The organism is Allocoprococcus comes, assembly GCF_013300725.1.
GTDB classification, from domain to species: domain Bacteria; phylum Bacillota; class Clostridia; order Lachnospirales; family Lachnospiraceae; genus Allocoprococcus; species Allocoprococcus comes_A.
Genome location: NZ_JAAIMM010000011.1, coordinates 30,867 through 47,791, shown reverse-complemented (window position 1 = coordinate 47,791; position 16,925 = coordinate 30,867). Strand labels below are relative to the sequence as shown.

The window sequence follows — 16,925 nt, the reverse complement described above, 5'->3', positions numbered from 1 at the left end:
AGGAGCAGAAAAATGATTCGGATCAGCTGTAAAAATGAACGTTTCACCTACGACATGTATCATATCGTAAAGTCATTTCTTCCTGATGCCGAGATCAGCCAGAAGGTAGATCCAGAGCAGGAACTTCTGATCGAGATGACCGCAGAAGAGGAACCGGATCTGGAAGAGCAGGCATGTGATAAAAAGGTCCGGTGGACCTTTTTTCGTTGCAGGGAGGCTGAAATCGCAGACATCAGCGAAAAAAGAGAACAAAAGCGTTATATCAATAAAAAATTATATCAGACCCTGGTCAAAAAGACCGGAGAAGAACATGCATGGGGGAATATGACAGGTGTCCGCCCCACAAAGATGATCATGGAAAGACTGGAGGAAGGTTCTTCTGAGGAAGAAATCATACGGTATATGCATGATACCTATGTGGTAAGCATGAAGAAAGCAAGGCTTGGTATTGAGATCGCAAAGCGGGAAAAAGCCCAGCTTGACAAGCTGGATTATGAAAATGGATATAGCCTTTATATCGGAATTCCGTTCTGCCCGACAACCTGCAGTTACTGCTCCTTTACTTCTTATCCGGTTGCAAAATGGCAGGACCGGATGGATGAATATGTAGATGCACTTTTAAAAGAGCTTGCATTTATTGCGGAGGTTTCAAAAGAAAAGCATCTTAATGCGATTTATATGGGAGGCGGTACGCCGACAACCCTGGGTGCACAGCAGATGGACCGGGTTTTGAGTTTTCTGGAAGAACATTTTTCTTTTGAACATCTGAAAGAATATACGATTGAAGCCGGAAGACCGGACAGCATTACTGAGGACAAGCTGCGAGTGATCCGAAAGCATGGAGTTGGCAGAATTTCTATCAATCCGCAGACCATGCAGCAGAAGACACTGGATGTGATCGGAAGACGTCACACAGTGGAGGATGTAGTCCGCATTTTCCATCTGGCAAGAGAACTGGGATTTGACAATATCAATATGGATCTGATCGCAGGGCTTCCGGGAGAACATCCGGAGGAGATGGAAGATACTCTTCGCCAGATCAAAGAGCTTGCACCGGACAGTTTGACGGTCCATGCACTTGCAATGAAACATGGTTCGAGACTGACACGCGAACGGGCTGCAAGCGCAGAAAAACAGAATTACAAACAGATGGCAAGAGAGCTGGAAGAGATGATCGATATGGCACGTAAGGCGGCCGGTGAGATGGGGCTTTATCCGTATTATCTCTACAGACAGAAGAATATTGCAGGAAATTTTGAAAATGTAGGTTACGCAAAGGTTGACAAAGCGGGAATTTACAATATACTGATTATGGAGGAAAAGCAGTCCATCGTTGCTGCCGGTGCAGGCGCATCGACTAAGGTGGTGCTTCCGTATGAGATTCCGGCGCCTGGAAGTAAAAACGGGCGGATGACGAATCTGATAAGAATAGAAAATGTCAGGGATGTGGGAGAATATATTTCCCGTATCGATGAGATGATAGAGCGAAAAGGAGAATGGTTATGGCATTAAAGAAAAAACCGGTTACCGGCATGAAAGACATGCTCCCGAAAGAAATGGAAATCAGAGATTATGTGATCCAGATGATCAAGGATACCTATAAGACATTTGGATTTACTTCCATAGAGACACCGTGTGTGGAACACATTGAGAACCTGTGCAGCAAACAGGGCGGTGACAATGAAAAACTGATCTTCAAGATTCTGAAGAGAGGGGAAAAACTGAAAATTGCTGAGGCAAAAGAAGAGATCGATCTGGTAGACGGAGGACTTCGTTATGACCTGACAGTTCCGCTTGCAAGATACTATGCAAATCATGCAAATGAACTGCCGTCACCGTTTAAGGCACTTCAGATTGGCAATGTATGGAGAGCAGACCGTCCACAGAGAGGACGTTTCCGTCAGTTCATGCAGTGCGATATCGATATTTTAGGTGAGCCGGGTAATCTTGCAGAGATCGAACTGATCCTTGCAACCACGACCATGCTTGGAAAGATGGACTTCCACAATTTTACGGTATGTATCAATGACCGTAATATCTTAAAGGCGATGGCTGCATTCAGTGGATTTAAGGAAGAAGATTTCGACGAAGTATTTATCATCCTTGATAAGATGGATAAGATCGGCAAAGAAGGTGTAGGCGAAGAACTGGTTGAGATGGGTTATACAAAAGAAAATGTAGATACTTATCTTGGACTCTTTGATGAGATCAGCCCGGATGTTGACGGAATCCGTTTCTGCAAAGAAAAGCTGGCAGGATTCCTTGATGAGAAGACAGCTGACAGCATGGAAATGATCATTTCCAGCGTAGAAAGTGCAAAAGAGGCAGATTTCAAAGTAAAATTTGATCCGACGCTGGTACGTGGACAATCTTACTATACAGGAACCATTTTTGAAGTAACGATGGATGAATTCGGCGGCTCTGTTGCAGGTGGCGGACGTTACGATAAGATGATCGGTAAATTCACAGGGCAGGACACACCGGCATGTGGATTCTCAATCGGATTTGAGCGTATTGTCATGCTGCTTCTGGAAAATGGATATGAGATTCCTTCCAAGCGCCAGAAAAAAGCATATCTTCTTGAAAAGAATATGCACAAGGAAGGCATCCTCAAAGTACTTGAGATGGCAAAAGCTGACCGCGCAGCCGGGAAACAGGTTCTGGTGGTCAATATGAAGAAGAACAAGAAATTCCAGAAGGATCAGCTGATCGCAGAAGGATATGAAGATATCACAGACTGCTACAAAGATTCCGTTATGGATTTATAAGGAAAGAGAAACGCAGGAGGATAAATTAGAATGGCAGAGTCAATGACAGGACTGAAAAGAACACACCGGTGTGCAGAGCTTTCAGAGGCAAACATCGGTGAAAAAGTAACCATCATGGGATGGGTACAGAAGAACAGAAATAAAGGTGGACTGGTTTTTGTAGATGTACGTGACCGTTCCGGACTGATCCAGGTTGTTTTTGAAGAAGGAAGTACAGATAAAGCGCTTCTTGAGAAGGCAGCAAAGCTGAGAAGTGAGTTTGTTGTAGCAATCGTGGGAACTGTTGAAAAACGTTCCGGTGCAGTTAATGAAAATCTTGCAACAGGTGCGATTGAGATCAAACCGGAAGAACTCAGAATCTTATCTGAATCTGAGACACCTCCGTTCCCAATCGAAGAGAATTCCAAGACAAAAGAGGAAGTACGTCTGAAATACCGTTTCCTCGATCTTAGAAGACCGGACATCCAGAGAAACCTGATGATGAGAAGCCGTGTGGCTACTCTCGCACGTCAGTTCATGGCAAAAGAAGGATTCCTTGAGATCGAGACACCGTTCCTGATCAAGAGTACTCCGGAAGGAGCAAGAGATTACCTTGTACCGAGCCGTATTCATCCGGGAAGTTTCTATGCACTTCCGCAGTCACCGCAGATTTTCAAACAGCTGCTGATGTGCTCCGGATATGACCGCTATTTCCAGATCGTAAAATGTTTCCGTGATGAAGACCTTCGTGCAGACCGTCAGCCGGAATTTACACAGATGGATATGGAACTTTCTTTTGTAGATGTTGATGATGTCATTGATATCAATGAGAGACTGCTTGCACATCTGTTCAAAGAAATACTGGATATCGATGTGCAGCTCCCGATCCAGAGGATGACCTGGCAGGAAGCAATGGACAGATTCGGTTCTGACAAACCGGATATCCGTTTCGGTATGGAGCTGGTTAATGTGACAGAAACTGTAAAAGACAGTGAATTTGTTGTATTTAAGAATGCAATCGAAGCAGGTGGAACTGTCCGTGGTATCAACGCAAAAGGACAGGGCGGCATGGCCAGAAAGAAGATCGACAAGCTGGTTGATTTTGCAAAAGGTTATGGAGCAAAGGGACTTGCTTATATTGCAATCCATGAAGACGGAACGGTCAAATCTTCTTTCTCAAAATTTATGACAGAAGAAGAGAATGCAGCACTTATTAAGGCGATGGACGGAGAGAACGGAGACCTTCTTCTCTTTGCGGCAGATAAGAATAAAGTTGTATGGGATGTTCTTGGTGCACTCAGACTGGAGCTGGCCCGTCAGATGGAACTCCTTGATAAGAATGAATACAAATTCCTGTGGATCACAGAATTCCCGCTTCTTGAGTGGAGTGATGAACAGAACCGTTTCACAGCAATGCATCATCCGTTTACCATGCCGATGGAAGAAGACCTTCAGTACATCGACAGTGATCCGGGAAGAGTCCGTGCAAAAGCATATGACATCGTTCTGAATGGTAACGAGATCGGAGGCGGAAGTGTCCGTATCTTCAATCAGGAGATCCAGAGCAAGATGTTTGAAGTCCTTGGATTTACACCAGAACAGGCACAGGAACAGTTCGGATTCCTTCTGAATGCATTCAAATATGGTGTGCCGCCACACGCAGGACTTGCTTACGGTCTTGACCGTCTGGTTATGCTGATGGCAAAACAGGACAGCATCCGTGATGTGATCGCATTCCCGAAGGTAAAAGATGCATCTGACCTGATGACAGAAGCACCGGAGAGAGTTGATCCGAAGCAGCTGGAAGAGCTTGGACTGGAGCTGGAAGAGCAGACAGAGGACGTTGAATAAATTTTATAATTCAATTTTTTAAAATGAACATTTTTTCACATAAGACAGAATTGCCTGTTAAAGTGAAGAAATGTTCATTTCTTTTTTTATAACGAAATTCTATAATAAAGGTAGTTGAAATAAAAGGAGGATGGGATATATGGCACATAAAATTTTAGAAGAATCGAATGAGATCAATGATCTGCTTGTGAAATGGAGAAGGGATCTTCATCAGATTCCGGAGACGGATCTGGAGCTTCCAAAGACTGTGGAATATATCAGTAAACGTCTGGATGAGATGAATGTAGAATACAAGGTATTTCCTGAGGGTTCAGTGATTATCGCACAGATCGGAAAAGGGGATAAATGTTTTCTTCTTAGAAGTGATATGGACGCGCTTCCGGTAGAAGAGGAAACGGGACTTGAATTTGCATCAAAGAACGGATGCATGCATGGATGTGGACACGATCTGCACGCTACGATCCTTCTTGGAGCGGCAAAAATTTTAAAGGCACATGAAGAAGAACTGCCGGGCGTAGTCAAATTATTGTTCCAGCCAGGTGAGGAAACTTTCCGCGGAGCGAAAGCAGCAGTGGAAGCAGGAGTCCTGGAGAATCCGCATGTAGATGCTGCCTTTGCAGCGCATGTATTTGCGGCAATTCCATATGGAACGATTGGATATGGTGTGGAAGCCATGGCGTCTGTATATGGCTTTAAAATCACCCTTACAGGACGTGGCGGACACGGTTCTGCACCGGAGGGCTGTATTGATCCGATCAACGCTGGTGTAGAAGTTTATCATGCTCTTCAGGCACTGATCGCCAGGGAATGTCCACCATCAGCAGAGGCAGCACTTACGATTGGACAGTTTACAGCTGGCAATGCAGCAAATGTAATTCCGGAGCGCTGCGTGCTTCAGGGAACACTAAGGACATTTAATGAAGAAGTAAGGACGATGCTGATCCGGAGGATCAATGAAATTGTTCCGGCTGTTGCAGCAGCTTATCGTACTACTTGTGAAATTGAAGAACTCAGCAATGTTCCGAGTGTGACTTGCAATGAAGAACTGAATGCAGATTATATTAAAAGTGTTGAGTCTCTTGAGAATCCGGGAACAACGATTAACGGTGGATTCCATGTCATGGGATCCGAAGACTTTGCAGTGATTTCAGCAAAAGTACCGGCAAGTTATTTTGTTATCGGAGCCGGAGTGGAAGATCAGAGTAAATGGAAAGGACAGCATAATCCGAAGATTCTGTTTAATGAAAAAGCATTACCGCTTGGCGCAGCCATGTATGCGAAGATTGCAATGGACTGGCTGGCAAAATAGAAGAGAAGATCTATAAGGTTAGAATAAATGAAAAGAAGGGATCAGGCTTTTACAAAAAGTGAAAGATGATCCCTTTTCGTGTATCGGGCACAACTCTGACAAATGGAGTCTTTTGGTTTAATTAAAAGTTTAATCAGAAATTTACATGAATGAAAAAAGAGACTTATGATTTTCATAAGTCTCACAAAGAGCGACAGACGGGACTCGAACCCGCGACCTCCACCTTGGCAAGGTGGCGTACTACCAACTGTACTACTATCGCATTTGTTAAGTTGTGTTCATCAGAACAATATTTACTATACCGTACAAAGAAGGAATTGTCAACGAAAAAATGAAGAAATTTTGTTCTACTTTTTACGAAGATTCAATAAGTTTTCTGTTAATCAGACAAAAAATAATTTTAACAGAATAATATATGAAGATGAATGAAAAAGTCCGACACATAAAAATGAAAATATACTTGACCAATTGATAGATATATTGTATAGTATTTATTGTTCTGATGAACAACAAATACTGAATGCGATAGTAGTACAGTTGGTAGTACGCCACCTTGCCAAGGTGGAGGTCGCGGGTTCGAGTCCCGTCTGTCGCTCTTGAATTAAGAACTACATGTTGCGTGTGGTTCTTTTTTGTGCATACAATGAGCCAAATACAGATTTTCACACCTATGCAGATTTGTGCTTGCACAAGGATCTGCATAGGTGTGAAAATCTGTATTTGGCGAATGTACATCATCGAGCTGCTAAGCGAGATGGTGTACGTTCGCCAGGGGTTCGTGCTCACACGAAACCCTGGCTCATTACTAACGTAAAAAAGACTGGCATCGAGCCAGTCTTTCATCATAACTATTCTTTTTTATTTCAGGAAGAACCAGTATCCTGCAAATGCAGCAGCTGCGATGATCAGGAAGATAAGGATTACAACAAGGACAACAGGAAAATGTCTTTCATCATCATCTTCTTCGTCTAACATATTCTGATAGTTCTCACGCATCTCCTGTTCACGTTTTTCACGGACATGCTTTGGTGGAATATTAGAATAGGTCTGTTCTTTTTCCTCCTCTGGAGTGGAAAGATCAGGTGCTGTAATTTTAAGTTCATCCTTTTCATCAGAAATGATACGTGTGCTGGAATTGTCAATTGCATGTACCGGTTTGGCTTCTTCCGGACGTTTCTTTTTCGGACGTGGACGAACTTCTTCCCGGCTTTCTTCCTGACCTTCTGCATATTTGAGAAGCGGACGGTCTGAAGTAACAGGGCGTTTCTTTGGATGCGGTCTGGATGGCTGTCCTTCGGAAGAACCTTCTGTCTTCGGACGAGGTTTTCTTGCCGGTCTTTCTCCTTCAGTAGCCGGGTTCGGACGTTTTTTCTTCGGATGAGCCGGTACTTCCGGATTAGCAGAAGAAGCGGTCCGCGTTTCGGCGTTTTCCGGAGATACCCGACGTTTTTTCTTTGGCTGGGCTGGACGTTCGGCAGAAGTTCTTTCTCCTTCGGCAGCCGGGCGCTTTTTGTGTGGCTTTTCGGCAGCCTTACCGGATTCAACTGTTTTTTCAGCCAATGCTTCTTTTGCAAGCTTTTTCTTCTTTTCACGCTGTTTATCTAAATTCCACTGCTTTTTACAGTCGCGGCAGATTGCGAATTCATTGTAGATTGCTTCACCGGCTTCATTTTCGCCTACTTTTTTGTTCTTGATCTCAAGATCCTTTTTACAAATCGGGCACTGCATGATTTATCTCTCCTCTTTGGTTTTTTAATATGTATCTACTCCCTTATTAAATGATGTAAATGTTAAAACTTATGTTTAACATTCACGTACTTAAATACATAGAATCATACATTTATAATGTTATCACGTCCTCAAAAGATGTCAAGAAAGTTCTTTGAATATTCACAAAAAAGTGCTAGAATAAAATGGATTTACTATAGAGATTAGGAGGACGCGAAGATATGACAGATACAAAGACGATCAAAGTAGGATTACTTGGACTTGGAACAGTCGGAACAGGTGTTTATAAATTGATTGGACGCCGCAGTGAAGAGATGCAGCAGAAGACCGGCGCCGCTCTTGAAATAAAGAAAATCCTGGTATACAATATGAAAAAAGTAAGACAGGGTGTAGATCAGAATCTGCTGACAGATCAGTGGAAAGAGATTATAGAAGATGATGAGATACAGATCGTGATCGAAGTGATGGGCGGAATTGAGCCAGCGAAAACGATGATCACAGAAGCACTGAAAGCAGGGAAAAATGTGGTAAGTGCAAATAAGGATCTGATCGCAGAATATGGAAAGGAACTCTATGATGCTGCGAAAGAAGGCGGCGCAGATTTCCTGTTTGAGGCAGCGGTAGCAGGAGGAATCCCGATCATCCGTCCGCTTAAGCAGTGCCTGGAAGGCAACCGGATCGATGAGATCATGGGAATTGTCAACGGAACGACCAACTATATCCTGACAAAAATGTTTGAGGATGGAATGGATTTTACAGAAGCACTTGCAAAGGCGACAGAGCTGGGGTATGCAGAAGCGGATCCAACGGCGGATGTGGAAGGTCTGGATGCAGGACGTAAGGTGGCGATCATGGCTACGTCAGCATTCCATTCGCAGGTGAAATTTTCGGATGTCTATACGGAGGGAATCACAAAGATCACAGCAGCAGATGTAAATTACGCAAAAGAGATGGGAAATGTGATCAAACTGATCGGTATTGCGAGAAATACATCTGATGGAATTGAAGCAGGTGTTTATCCGATGATGATCGATAAGAAACATCCGCTCGCTACCGTAAGAGATTCTTTTAATGCTGTATTTGTGCATGGAGATGCAGTTGGGGATACCATGTTCTATGGAAGAGGAGCAGGAGAACTGCCGACCGCAAGTGCAGTTCTCGGAGATGTGATGGATGTTGCAAGAAATATTGTATGGAACTGTACCGGAAGAATCGGATGGAGCGCATACAAAGAGCTTCCGATCAAGGAATTTGCGGACGTCAAGAATCGTTTCTTTATCCGTATGCAGGTAAGTAATGAACCGGGAGTACTGGCAGCAATCGCGAAAGTATTCGGAGATCACAAGGTAAGTATCGAACGTGTGATCCAGGAACAGGCAAAAGCGGCAAAGGCAGAACTTGTCATCGGAACATCCGCAGTCAAGGAATACCATCTTCAGGATGCGCTGGAGGAATTAAAAGAAATGCCGATCGTAAGTGAGATCAGCAGCATTATCAGAGAATATTAAAAGGCACAGCATTGAAAAAGGAGCAATCAGGCATGAGTTATGCAGACAAAGTTTTTATAGAGATGTGCAGGGACATCATTGATAATGGAACCAGCACAGAAGGAGAAAAGGTACGTCCGAGATGGGAAGACGGGACTCCGGCGTATACTGTAAAAAAATTTGGTGTGGTGAACCGGTATGATCTGCGAAAAGAATTCCCGGCACTGACACTCAGAAGAACCGGGATCAAAAGCTGTATGGACGAGCTTTTGTGGATCTGGCAGAAAAAATCCAATAATATCCACGATCTGAACAGTCACATCTGGGACAGCTGGGCAGATGAAGATGGATCGATCGGGAAGGCATACGGCTATCAGATGGGCGTAAAGCATGTTTATAAAGAAGGAATGATGGATCAGGTAGACCGTGTGATCTATGACCTGAAGAATAATCCTTACAGCCGCCGGATCATGACGAATATCTATGTACATCAGGATCTTCATGAGATGAATCTGTATCCGTGTGCATACAGCATGACGTTCAATGTGACAAAAGAAAAAGGCAGTGACAAGCTGACACTGAACGGAATCCTGAACCAGCGTTCCCAGGATGTGTTGGCAGCAAATAACTGGAATGTATGCCAGTATGCTGTGCTGCTTCATATGCTCGCACAGGTATGCGATATGCAGGTGGGTGAATTTGTACATGTGATCGCAGATGCACATATTTACGACAGGCATATTCCGCTGATCGAAGAACTGATTTCAAGAGAGGCGCACCCGGCACCGGAATTCTGGCTGAATCCGGAAGTGAAAGATTTCTATCAGTTCACACCGGATGACGTAAGATTAGACAACTATGTGACAGGACCGCAGGTCAAAAATATTCCGATCGCGGTTTAGAAAAGGAGACAGATACGATGAACATTATTGTAAATGCAGATAAAAACTGGGCAATAGGAAAGAATAACAGTCTGCTTGTACGAATCCCGGCAGATATGAAATACTTCCGTCAGATGACAGAAGGAAATATTGTCGTGATGGGAAGAAAGACACTGGAAAGCTTTCCGCAGGGACGTCCGCTTGCCAACAGGGTTAATATTGTGATTTCCCACAACCCGGATTATCAGGTGAAGGATGCGATCGTGGTACACAGCGTGGAAGAGGCAATGCAGGAATGTAAAAAGCATGAAGGAGAAGTCTTTGTGATCGGCGGAGAAAGTATTTACCGTGCTATGCTTCCGTACTGTAATACAGCGTATGTTACGCGGACAGATCATGTATATGAGGCAGATACCTGGTTCCCGGATCTGGACAAGGATCCGGATTGGCAAAAAACAGCTGAGACGGATGAACAGACATATTTCGATCTTGAGTATGTATTTGCAAAATATGAAAGAATAAAATAGATCAATAAAATTTGCGAAATGTATCATTGACAAATCAATAGACCACTCATTATAATAAATGTAATCGATGAGACAATAGAAGAAATGCTATGACAAGGAGGAGTATATAATCTTCGGAAGCAAAGAGAGAAGGCGGATGGTGTAAGCCTTCATGAAGGGATTGTAGAAGTAGCCTTTGAGCAGCGGACCGAACGGGGATTTCTCAAGTAGACTTCGACGTAAGCCCTACGTTACAGGGGAATAGTATCGAACATTTCTATGGTTCTGTACTTGCGTGAGAGCAGAGAAGCAGCTTCTCTGAAGACAGGTGGTAACACGGATTTTATATTCGCCCTGAACGGTCAGCCGTTTAGGGCGTTTGTTATTCTATATGACTATGATAAAAATTTGGCGATCATCTGTATAGAAAATTCATGGAGGTAGATTTATGAAAAAAATATCAGGGAATAAATTACTTGTAAAAGCATTAAAAGAAGAGGGTGTAGATATCCTTTTTGGATATCCGGGAGCCTGTACGATTGATATCAGTGATGAAATTTACAAACAGGATTACACAAAAGTTGTACTTCCGCGTCATGAACAGGCACTTGTCCATGCGGCAGACGCTTACGCCAGATCAACAGGAAAAGTCGGGGTATGTCTGGTGACAAGCGGACCGGGTGCAACCAATCTGGTGACAGGAATTGCAACGGCAAATTATGACAGTGTACCGCTGGTATGTTTTACCGGACAGGTTGCGAGACATCTGATCGGAAATGATGCATTTCAGGAAGTTGATATTGTAGGTATTACAAGAAGTATCACAAAATACGGCGTGACAGTAAGAAAGAGAGAAGATCTGGGAAGAATCATCAAAGAGGCATTCTATATTGCGCGCAGCGGACGTCCAGGACCGGTTCTTGTGGATCTCCCGAAAGATGTAATGGCAGAGCTTGGAAACCCGAATTATCCGGAGACAGTCAATATCCGCGGATATAAGCCGAGTACCGGCGTTCATATCGGACAGCTTAAGAGGGCAGTCAAGATGCTTGGAAAAGCAAAGAAGCCTCTGTTCCTTGCCGGTGGCGGTGTCAATATTGCAGGAGCTAATAAGGCGTTTACAGAACTTGTAGAACGTACCCAGATCCCGGTTGTAACAACGATCATGGGACGTGGAGCGATTCCGACAACACATCCGCTTTTTATCGGTAATCTGGGGATGCATGGTGCATATGCATCCAATATGGCAGTGGAAGAATGTGACCTGCTGTTCTCGATCGGGACCAGATTTAATGACCGTATCACTGGAAAACTGCATGCATTTGCACCGAAGGCTACGATCGTACATATCGACATTGATACTTCCTCCATCTCACGTAATATTCAGGTAGATATCCCGATCGTTGCGGATGCAAAAGAAGCCATTGAAAAATTATTGGAATATGTAGAACCAATAGAGAAAAAAGAAAGCTGGATGGAACAGATCGAAGGCTGGAAAGAGGAGCATCCGCTTAGGATGAAACCAAAGGGAGACCAGATGCAGGCACAGGATATTCTGGAGACGATCAATGAAGTGTTTAAAGATGATGACAAGATTGTTGTGACAGATGTAGGACAGCATCAGATGTTCACATCCCAGTATCTGGAAGTGAATGAAAAGACCAGACTTTATATGTCCGGCGGACTTGGAACCATGGGATATGGATTCCCGGGAGCAGTCGGAGCGCAGATCGGCAATCCGGACAGTACGGTAATTGCAATTTCCGGTGATGGCGGTATGCAGATGAATATTCAGGAATTTGCAACGGCAGTGCTGGAAGAACTTCCTTTGATCCTCTGTGTATTTAACAATACCTATCTTGGAATGGTTCGCCAGTGGCAGAAACTTTTCTATGGAAAACGCTATTCTATGACGGATCTTCGTGCAGGCGCAGCGACAAGACGTGGAGAAGAGCATCCACCGAAATATACACCGGATTTTGTAAAACTTGCAGAAAGCTATGGGGCAAAGGGAATCCGTGTAACCGAAAAATCCGAGATGAAGGCAGCATTTGAACAGGCAAAAGCAAACCGTGCACTGAAGGTGCCGACTCTGATCGAATTCATGCTGGATCCGGAAGTGCAGGTTTATCCGATGGTACGTCCGGGCGGAACCCTGGAAGATCTTTTGATGGATTAATGGAGAGGAGAGATGAAGATGGATAATACAATGAAAAAAAGATGGATTTCCTTATATGTGGAAAATCAGGTTGGTGTACTTTCCAAGATTTCCGGACTCTTTTCCGGTAAATCCTATAATCTGGAGAGTCTGACGGTAGGTACAACAGAAGATCCGACTATCTCCAGAATGACGATTGAGACGAACAGTGATGAAGAGACTTATGAACAGATTAAAAAGCAGCTGAACCGTATGGTTGAAGTAATCAAAGTCATTGATTTTACAGAAGTATCTGTTGTTATGCAGGAGCTGATGTTTATCAAAGTAAAAAACTGTACACCGGAAGATAAGACAGAGCTTTTCCAGATCGCGCAGACTTATCAGGCAAAGGTACGTGATTATGGAAAAGACAGTGTGCTTCTTGAGTTTGTACACACGGCACATAAAAATACAGCGATCATCCAGTTTTTACGTTCTGAATTCAATTCAATTGAAGTTGTAAGAGGTGGAAGTGTGGGGATTGAAGCAATCACAATGCCAAAAAGATAAAAAAATCAAAAAAAACAGAGTGCACTCTTGAATTTGAAAAACAGAAGTACTATAATAGCGATATGTAATCCGTAGGATTCAAAATACGGGAAGCAAAATTTATAATTTAGATATATGTTACTGTAAGAAGCAACAAGGGAATGGAGGAATTACAATGGAAAAGAAACAGATTGACTGGTCAAGTATAGGATTTGGTTATATCCCGACCGAAAAGAGATATGTTTCAAATTACAAAGATGGAAAGTGGGACGATGGATGCCTGACAGAAGATGCCAACATTGTACTGAATGAGTGTGCAGGTGTTCTGCAGTATTCCCAGTCAGTATTTGAAGGTATGAAGGCATACACAACAGAAGACGGACGTATCGTTGTATTCCGCCCGGATATGAACGCAAAGAGATTTGCTGATTCCGCAAGAAGACTTGAGATGCCGGTATTTCCGGAAGACCGTTTTGTAGATGCGATCGTACAGGTAGTAAAAGCCAATGCGGCTTATGTACCACCTTACGGATCAGGAGCGTCCCTTTATATTCGTCCATATATGTTCGGAAGCAATCCGGTTATCGGAGTTAAACCAGCTGACGAATATCAGTTCCGTGCATTTGTAACACCAGTAGGGCCATATTTCAAGGGCGGCGCAAAGCCGATCACAATTAAAGTTTCAGACTTTGACCGTGCGGCACCGCATGGAACAGGACATATCAAAGCTGGTCTTAACTATGCAATGAGTTTGCATGCAATTGTAACAGCACATGAAGAAGGCTATGCAGAGAATATGTATCTGGATGCAGCAACAAGAACAAAAGTAGAAGAGACAGGTGGAGCAAACTTCATCTTCGTCACAAAAGATGGTAAAGTGGTTACTCCGAAGTCAAACAGTATCCTTCCATCTATTACAAGACGTTCTATTCTTTATGTAGCAGAACATTATCTTGGACTTGAGACAGAAGAAAGAGAAGTATATCTTGATGAAGTAAAAGACTTTGCAGAATGCGGACTTTGCGGAACAGCAGCAGTTATCTCACCGGTTGGAAAGATTGTAGATCATGGTAAAGAAATCTGCTTCCCAAGCGGAATGGATGAGATGGGACCTGTTATCAAGAAATTATATGAAACACTTACCGGAATTCAGATGGGACACATCGAAGCACCGGAAGGATGGATCCAGGTGGTTGAATAATGGATAAATTCGTCACAAAGCGAAATGATCTGCTCGCAGAGCAGGTAATAAAGAATCTGAAGTCCCGTCAGATGGAGGGACATTATGTACAGACCAAAGAAGAGGCACTTGCCCTTGCGCTGGAGCTGATTCCGGAAGGAAGCAGCATCAGCTGGGGAGGGTCTATGAGCATTAAGGCAATTGGTCTTCCGGAAGCACTTCATAAAGGAAATTATAAAGTGCTTGACAGAGATCTGTGTGCGACACCGGAGGAAAAAGCAGAGATGATGCATCAGGCATTTAACTGTGATTATTTTCTGGCAAGCTGCAATGCAATCTCGGAAGATGGCATACTGGTCAACATAGATGGAAATGCAAACCGTGTGGCAGCTATTTCTTACGGACCGGAAAATGTTCTGATGATCGTTGGCATGAACAAAATCGTAAGAAGTGCAGAGGATGCATATACCCGGGCAAAGTATGTGGCAGCTCCGATCAACGGACAGCGTTTTGAAGGACTTCCGTGTGCGAAGACAGGTGTCTGTTCCAACTGTAAATCTCCGAAAAGTATCTGCTGTCAGACACTGATTACGAGATTCAGCCATGTTCCAGACAGAATAAAGGTGATTCTGGTGAATGAAGAACTGGGATTCTAAAAAATTCGAAGAGAATCAGGGAATTTTCCCTGGTTCTTTTTGCGCCTGAAAAAGAAAATTCCGAAAGGGATAAAGTTCTCATCATAATATGACTTTTCTATGAGAAAATCCTGTGTTATACTATAGAATAATCTGGATGTCAGGATACGCAGCGGAGTATACCGCGGACATCGGTCAGTGCCGGCTATTGGACACTGGTGGCGAATCGAAAGAGAGGAACAGCAGAATATGGAAGCGTATACAAGTTTTGCACGTGTATATGATACCTTCATGGATAATATTCCTTATGAAGAATGGTGCGAATATCTCACCGGTCTTATGAGAGAATACGGTGTTATGGATGGACTGGTACTGGATCTGGGGTGTGGTACCGGGAATATGACAGAATTGCTTGCAGAGGCAGGATATGATATGATTGGTGCGGATAATGCGGAAGAGATGCTGGAGATCGCAATGGAGAAACGTGACAGATCTGGTCATGATATTCTGTATCTTCTGCAGGATATGAGAGAGTTCGAACTGTATGGTACGGTTAGAGCTGTCATCAGTGTCTGCGATTCAGTCAATTATATTACGGAGCCGGAAGAACTTCAGGAAGTATTCCGCCTGGTCAACAATTATCTGGATCCGAAAGGTGTTTTTATTTTTGATTTTAATACACGCTACAAGTATGAAGAGATTCTTGGAGACCGCACAATTGCGGAGAACCGGGAGGAATGCAGTTTTATCTGGGACAACTATTATTACGAAGATGAGAAGATCAATGAATATGATCTGAGTCTTTTTATTGAAACAGATAAGGACAGTGGGCTTTATCGCAAATATGAGGAGACGCATTATCAGAGAGCGTATACGCTGGAGGAGATGAAGAAACTGATCCGAAAGTCGGGGTTGGAATTTGTGACAGCATACGATGCATTTTCAAAGAATGCGCCGACGGATACAAGCGAGCGCATTTATGTGATCGCAAGAGAACAGGGAAAATAGAACAGGAGAGAATTATTATATGAAAGATTATATTGTAAGAGCAACTGCAGGAGACGGGCAGATCCGTGCATTTGCCGCAACAACAGGCAATCTGGTGGAAGAGGCAAGGAAGAGACATGACACAAGTCCGGTAGCGACAGCGGCACTTGGAAGACTTCTGACAGCAGGGGCAATGATGGGAGGCATGATGAAGAATGAGACAGATGTGCTGACGCTCCAGATCAAAGGTGATGGACCACTTGGCGGAATTACGGTGACTGCAGATGCAAAAGGTGATGTGAAAGGATACGTCGATCATCCGGAAGCAATGATGCCGCCTAAGAATGGCAAGCTGGATGTTGGAGGAGCTGTTGGAATCGGTCTTTTAAATGTTATTAAAGATATGGGACTGAAAGAACCATATGTAGGACAGACTATCCTGCAGACAAGCGAGATCGCAGAAGATCTGACGTATTATTTTGCAACCAGCGAACAGGTTCCGTCTTCCGTGGGTCTTGGAGTATTGATGAATAAGGACAACACTGTACACTGTGCAGGTGGATTTATCGTGCAGGTAATGCCGTTTGTATCGGATGAGGTGCTGGATAAGCTGGAAGAGAATATCAAGAAGATCTCTTCCGTTACCAGTATGCTGGATAACGGACATACACCGGAGCAGATGTTGGAGCAGGTACTGGATGGTCTGAATGTGGAATTTACAGATACAATGGATACACAGTTTAAATGTAATTGTTCACATGAGAGAATCGAGAAAGCCATCATCAGCATTGGAAAGAAAGATATCCAGGAAATGATCGATGACGGAAAAGAAGTAGAAGTAAAATGCCATTTCTGTAATACGGCGTATACATTTAGTGTAGAAGAACTGAAACAGATTTTAAAACAGGCAAAAAGATAATGAGGTAAA

14 protein-coding genes, 2 tRNA genes and 1 other annotated feature are annotated in these 16,925 nt (G+C 43.6%); of the genes, 14 read left to right on the top strand and 2 right to left on the bottom strand.

What is annotated here, in order from left to right; genetic code table 11:
* The first annotated feature begins 12 nt into the window (after positions 1-12).
* The 4 genes from hemZ (at position 13) to G4407_RS07650 (ending at position 5,907) form a co-directional block, all read left to right on the top strand.
* Complete coding sequence (gene hemZ / locus G4407_RS07665) at positions 13-1,512, top strand: coproporphyrinogen dehydrogenase HemZ (RefSeq protein WP_173688376.1); 1,500 nt, start codon at positions 13-15, stop codon at positions 1,510-1,512.
* Complete coding sequence (gene hisS, locus G4407_RS07660) at positions 1,497-2,768, top strand: histidine--tRNA ligase (protein WP_173688375.1); 1,272 nt, start codon at positions 1,497-1,499, stop codon at positions 2,766-2,768. Before hemZ ends, hisS begins: the two co-directional genes overlap by 16 nt.
* Before the next feature lie 30 nt (positions 2,769-2,798).
* On the top strand, positions 2,799-4,598 hold the full coding sequence (gene aspS, locus G4407_RS07655) for an aspartate--tRNA ligase (RefSeq protein ID WP_173688374.1): 1,800 nt from the start codon (positions 2,799-2,801) through the stop codon (positions 4,596-4,598).
* 139 nt (positions 4,599-4,737) lie between these two features.
* Positions 4,738-5,907 carry a M20 metallopeptidase family protein gene (locus G4407_RS07650; protein ID WP_173688373.1) on the top strand — a complete coding sequence of 390 codons (1,170 nt, stop codon included), beginning with the start codon at positions 4,738-4,740 and terminating at the stop codon, positions 5,905-5,907.
* A 189-nt stretch (positions 5,908-6,096) separates the two neighbouring features.
* Here the strand turns inward: G4407_RS07650 and G4407_RS07645 are convergent.
* Positions 6,097-6,169 (bottom strand) — tRNA-Gly (locus tag G4407_RS07645).
* 260 nt (positions 6,170-6,429) lie between these two features.
* On the opposite strand from G4407_RS07645, the gene G4407_RS07640 reads away from it, so the two are divergent.
* Positions 6,430-6,502 (top strand) — tRNA-Gly (locus tag G4407_RS07640).
* A gap of 263 nt (positions 6,503-6,765) precedes the next feature.
* On the opposite strand, the gene G4407_RS07635 is transcribed toward G4407_RS07640, so the two are convergent.
* A complete protein-coding gene (locus G4407_RS07635) occupies positions 6,766-7,635 on the bottom strand; it encodes a hypothetical protein (protein WP_173688344.1) in 870 nt (289 codons plus the stop codon).
* A 221-nt stretch (positions 7,636-7,856) separates the two neighbouring features.
* Between G4407_RS07635 and G4407_RS07630 the strand changes: the two genes are divergently transcribed.
* From G4407_RS07630 to hslO, 9 genes are all read left to right on the top strand, one after another.
* On the top strand, positions 7,857-9,143 hold the full coding sequence (locus G4407_RS07630) for a homoserine dehydrogenase (RefSeq protein WP_173688372.1): 1,287 nt from the start codon (positions 7,857-7,859) through the stop codon (positions 9,141-9,143).
* 32 nt (positions 9,144-9,175) lie between these two features.
* Positions 9,176-10,024 carry a thymidylate synthase gene (gene thyA, locus G4407_RS07625; protein WP_173688371.1) on the top strand — a complete coding sequence of 283 codons (849 nt, stop codon included), beginning with the start codon at positions 9,176-9,178 and terminating at the stop codon, positions 10,022-10,024.
* Between the two features lie 17 nt (positions 10,025-10,041).
* The gene (locus G4407_RS07620; protein ID WP_173688370.1) at positions 10,042-10,530 is read left to right on the top strand and encodes a dihydrofolate reductase; all 489 of its coding nucleotides are present in this window, start codon (positions 10,042-10,044) and stop codon (positions 10,528-10,530) included.
* An 80-nt stretch (positions 10,531-10,610) separates the two neighbouring features.
* Positions 10,611-10,869 (top strand) — a binding site (T-box leader).
* 88 nt (positions 10,870-10,957) lie between these two features.
* Positions 10,958-12,688 (top strand): biosynthetic-type acetolactate synthase large subunit, encoded by a 1,731-nt coding sequence (gene ilvB, locus G4407_RS07615; protein ID WP_173688369.1) that lies wholly within the window; start codon positions 10,958-10,960, stop codon positions 12,686-12,688.
* 18 nt (positions 12,689-12,706) lie between these two features.
* Positions 12,707-13,216: an acetolactate synthase small subunit gene (ilvN, locus tag G4407_RS07610; protein ID WP_173688368.1), complete on the top strand. Its 510-nt coding sequence runs from the start codon at positions 12,707-12,709 to the stop codon at positions 13,214-13,216.
* Between the two features lie 154 nt (positions 13,217-13,370).
* Positions 13,371-14,396, top strand: a complete 1,026-nt coding sequence (locus tag G4407_RS07605; RefSeq protein WP_008369610.1) for a branched-chain amino acid aminotransferase — start codon at positions 13,371-13,373, stop codon at positions 14,394-14,396.
* Positions 14,396-15,031, top strand: a complete 636-nt coding sequence (locus G4407_RS07600; protein ID WP_173688367.1) for a lactate utilization protein — start codon at positions 14,396-14,398, stop codon at positions 15,029-15,031. The genes G4407_RS07605 and G4407_RS07600 overlap by 1 nt, the downstream gene beginning before the upstream one ends.
* A 204-nt stretch (positions 15,032-15,235) precedes the next feature.
* Entirely contained in the window at positions 15,236-16,018 is a 783-nt protein-coding gene (locus G4407_RS07595) for a class I SAM-dependent DNA methyltransferase (RefSeq protein WP_334297097.1), read from the top strand.
* Positions 16,019-16,037: 19 nt separating this feature from the next.
* The gene (hslO, locus tag G4407_RS07590) at positions 16,038-16,916 is read left to right on the top strand and encodes an Hsp33 family molecular chaperone HslO (protein ID WP_173688365.1); all 879 of its coding nucleotides are present in this window, start codon (positions 16,038-16,040) and stop codon (positions 16,914-16,916) included.
* Positions 16,917-16,925 lie beyond the last annotated feature (9 nt).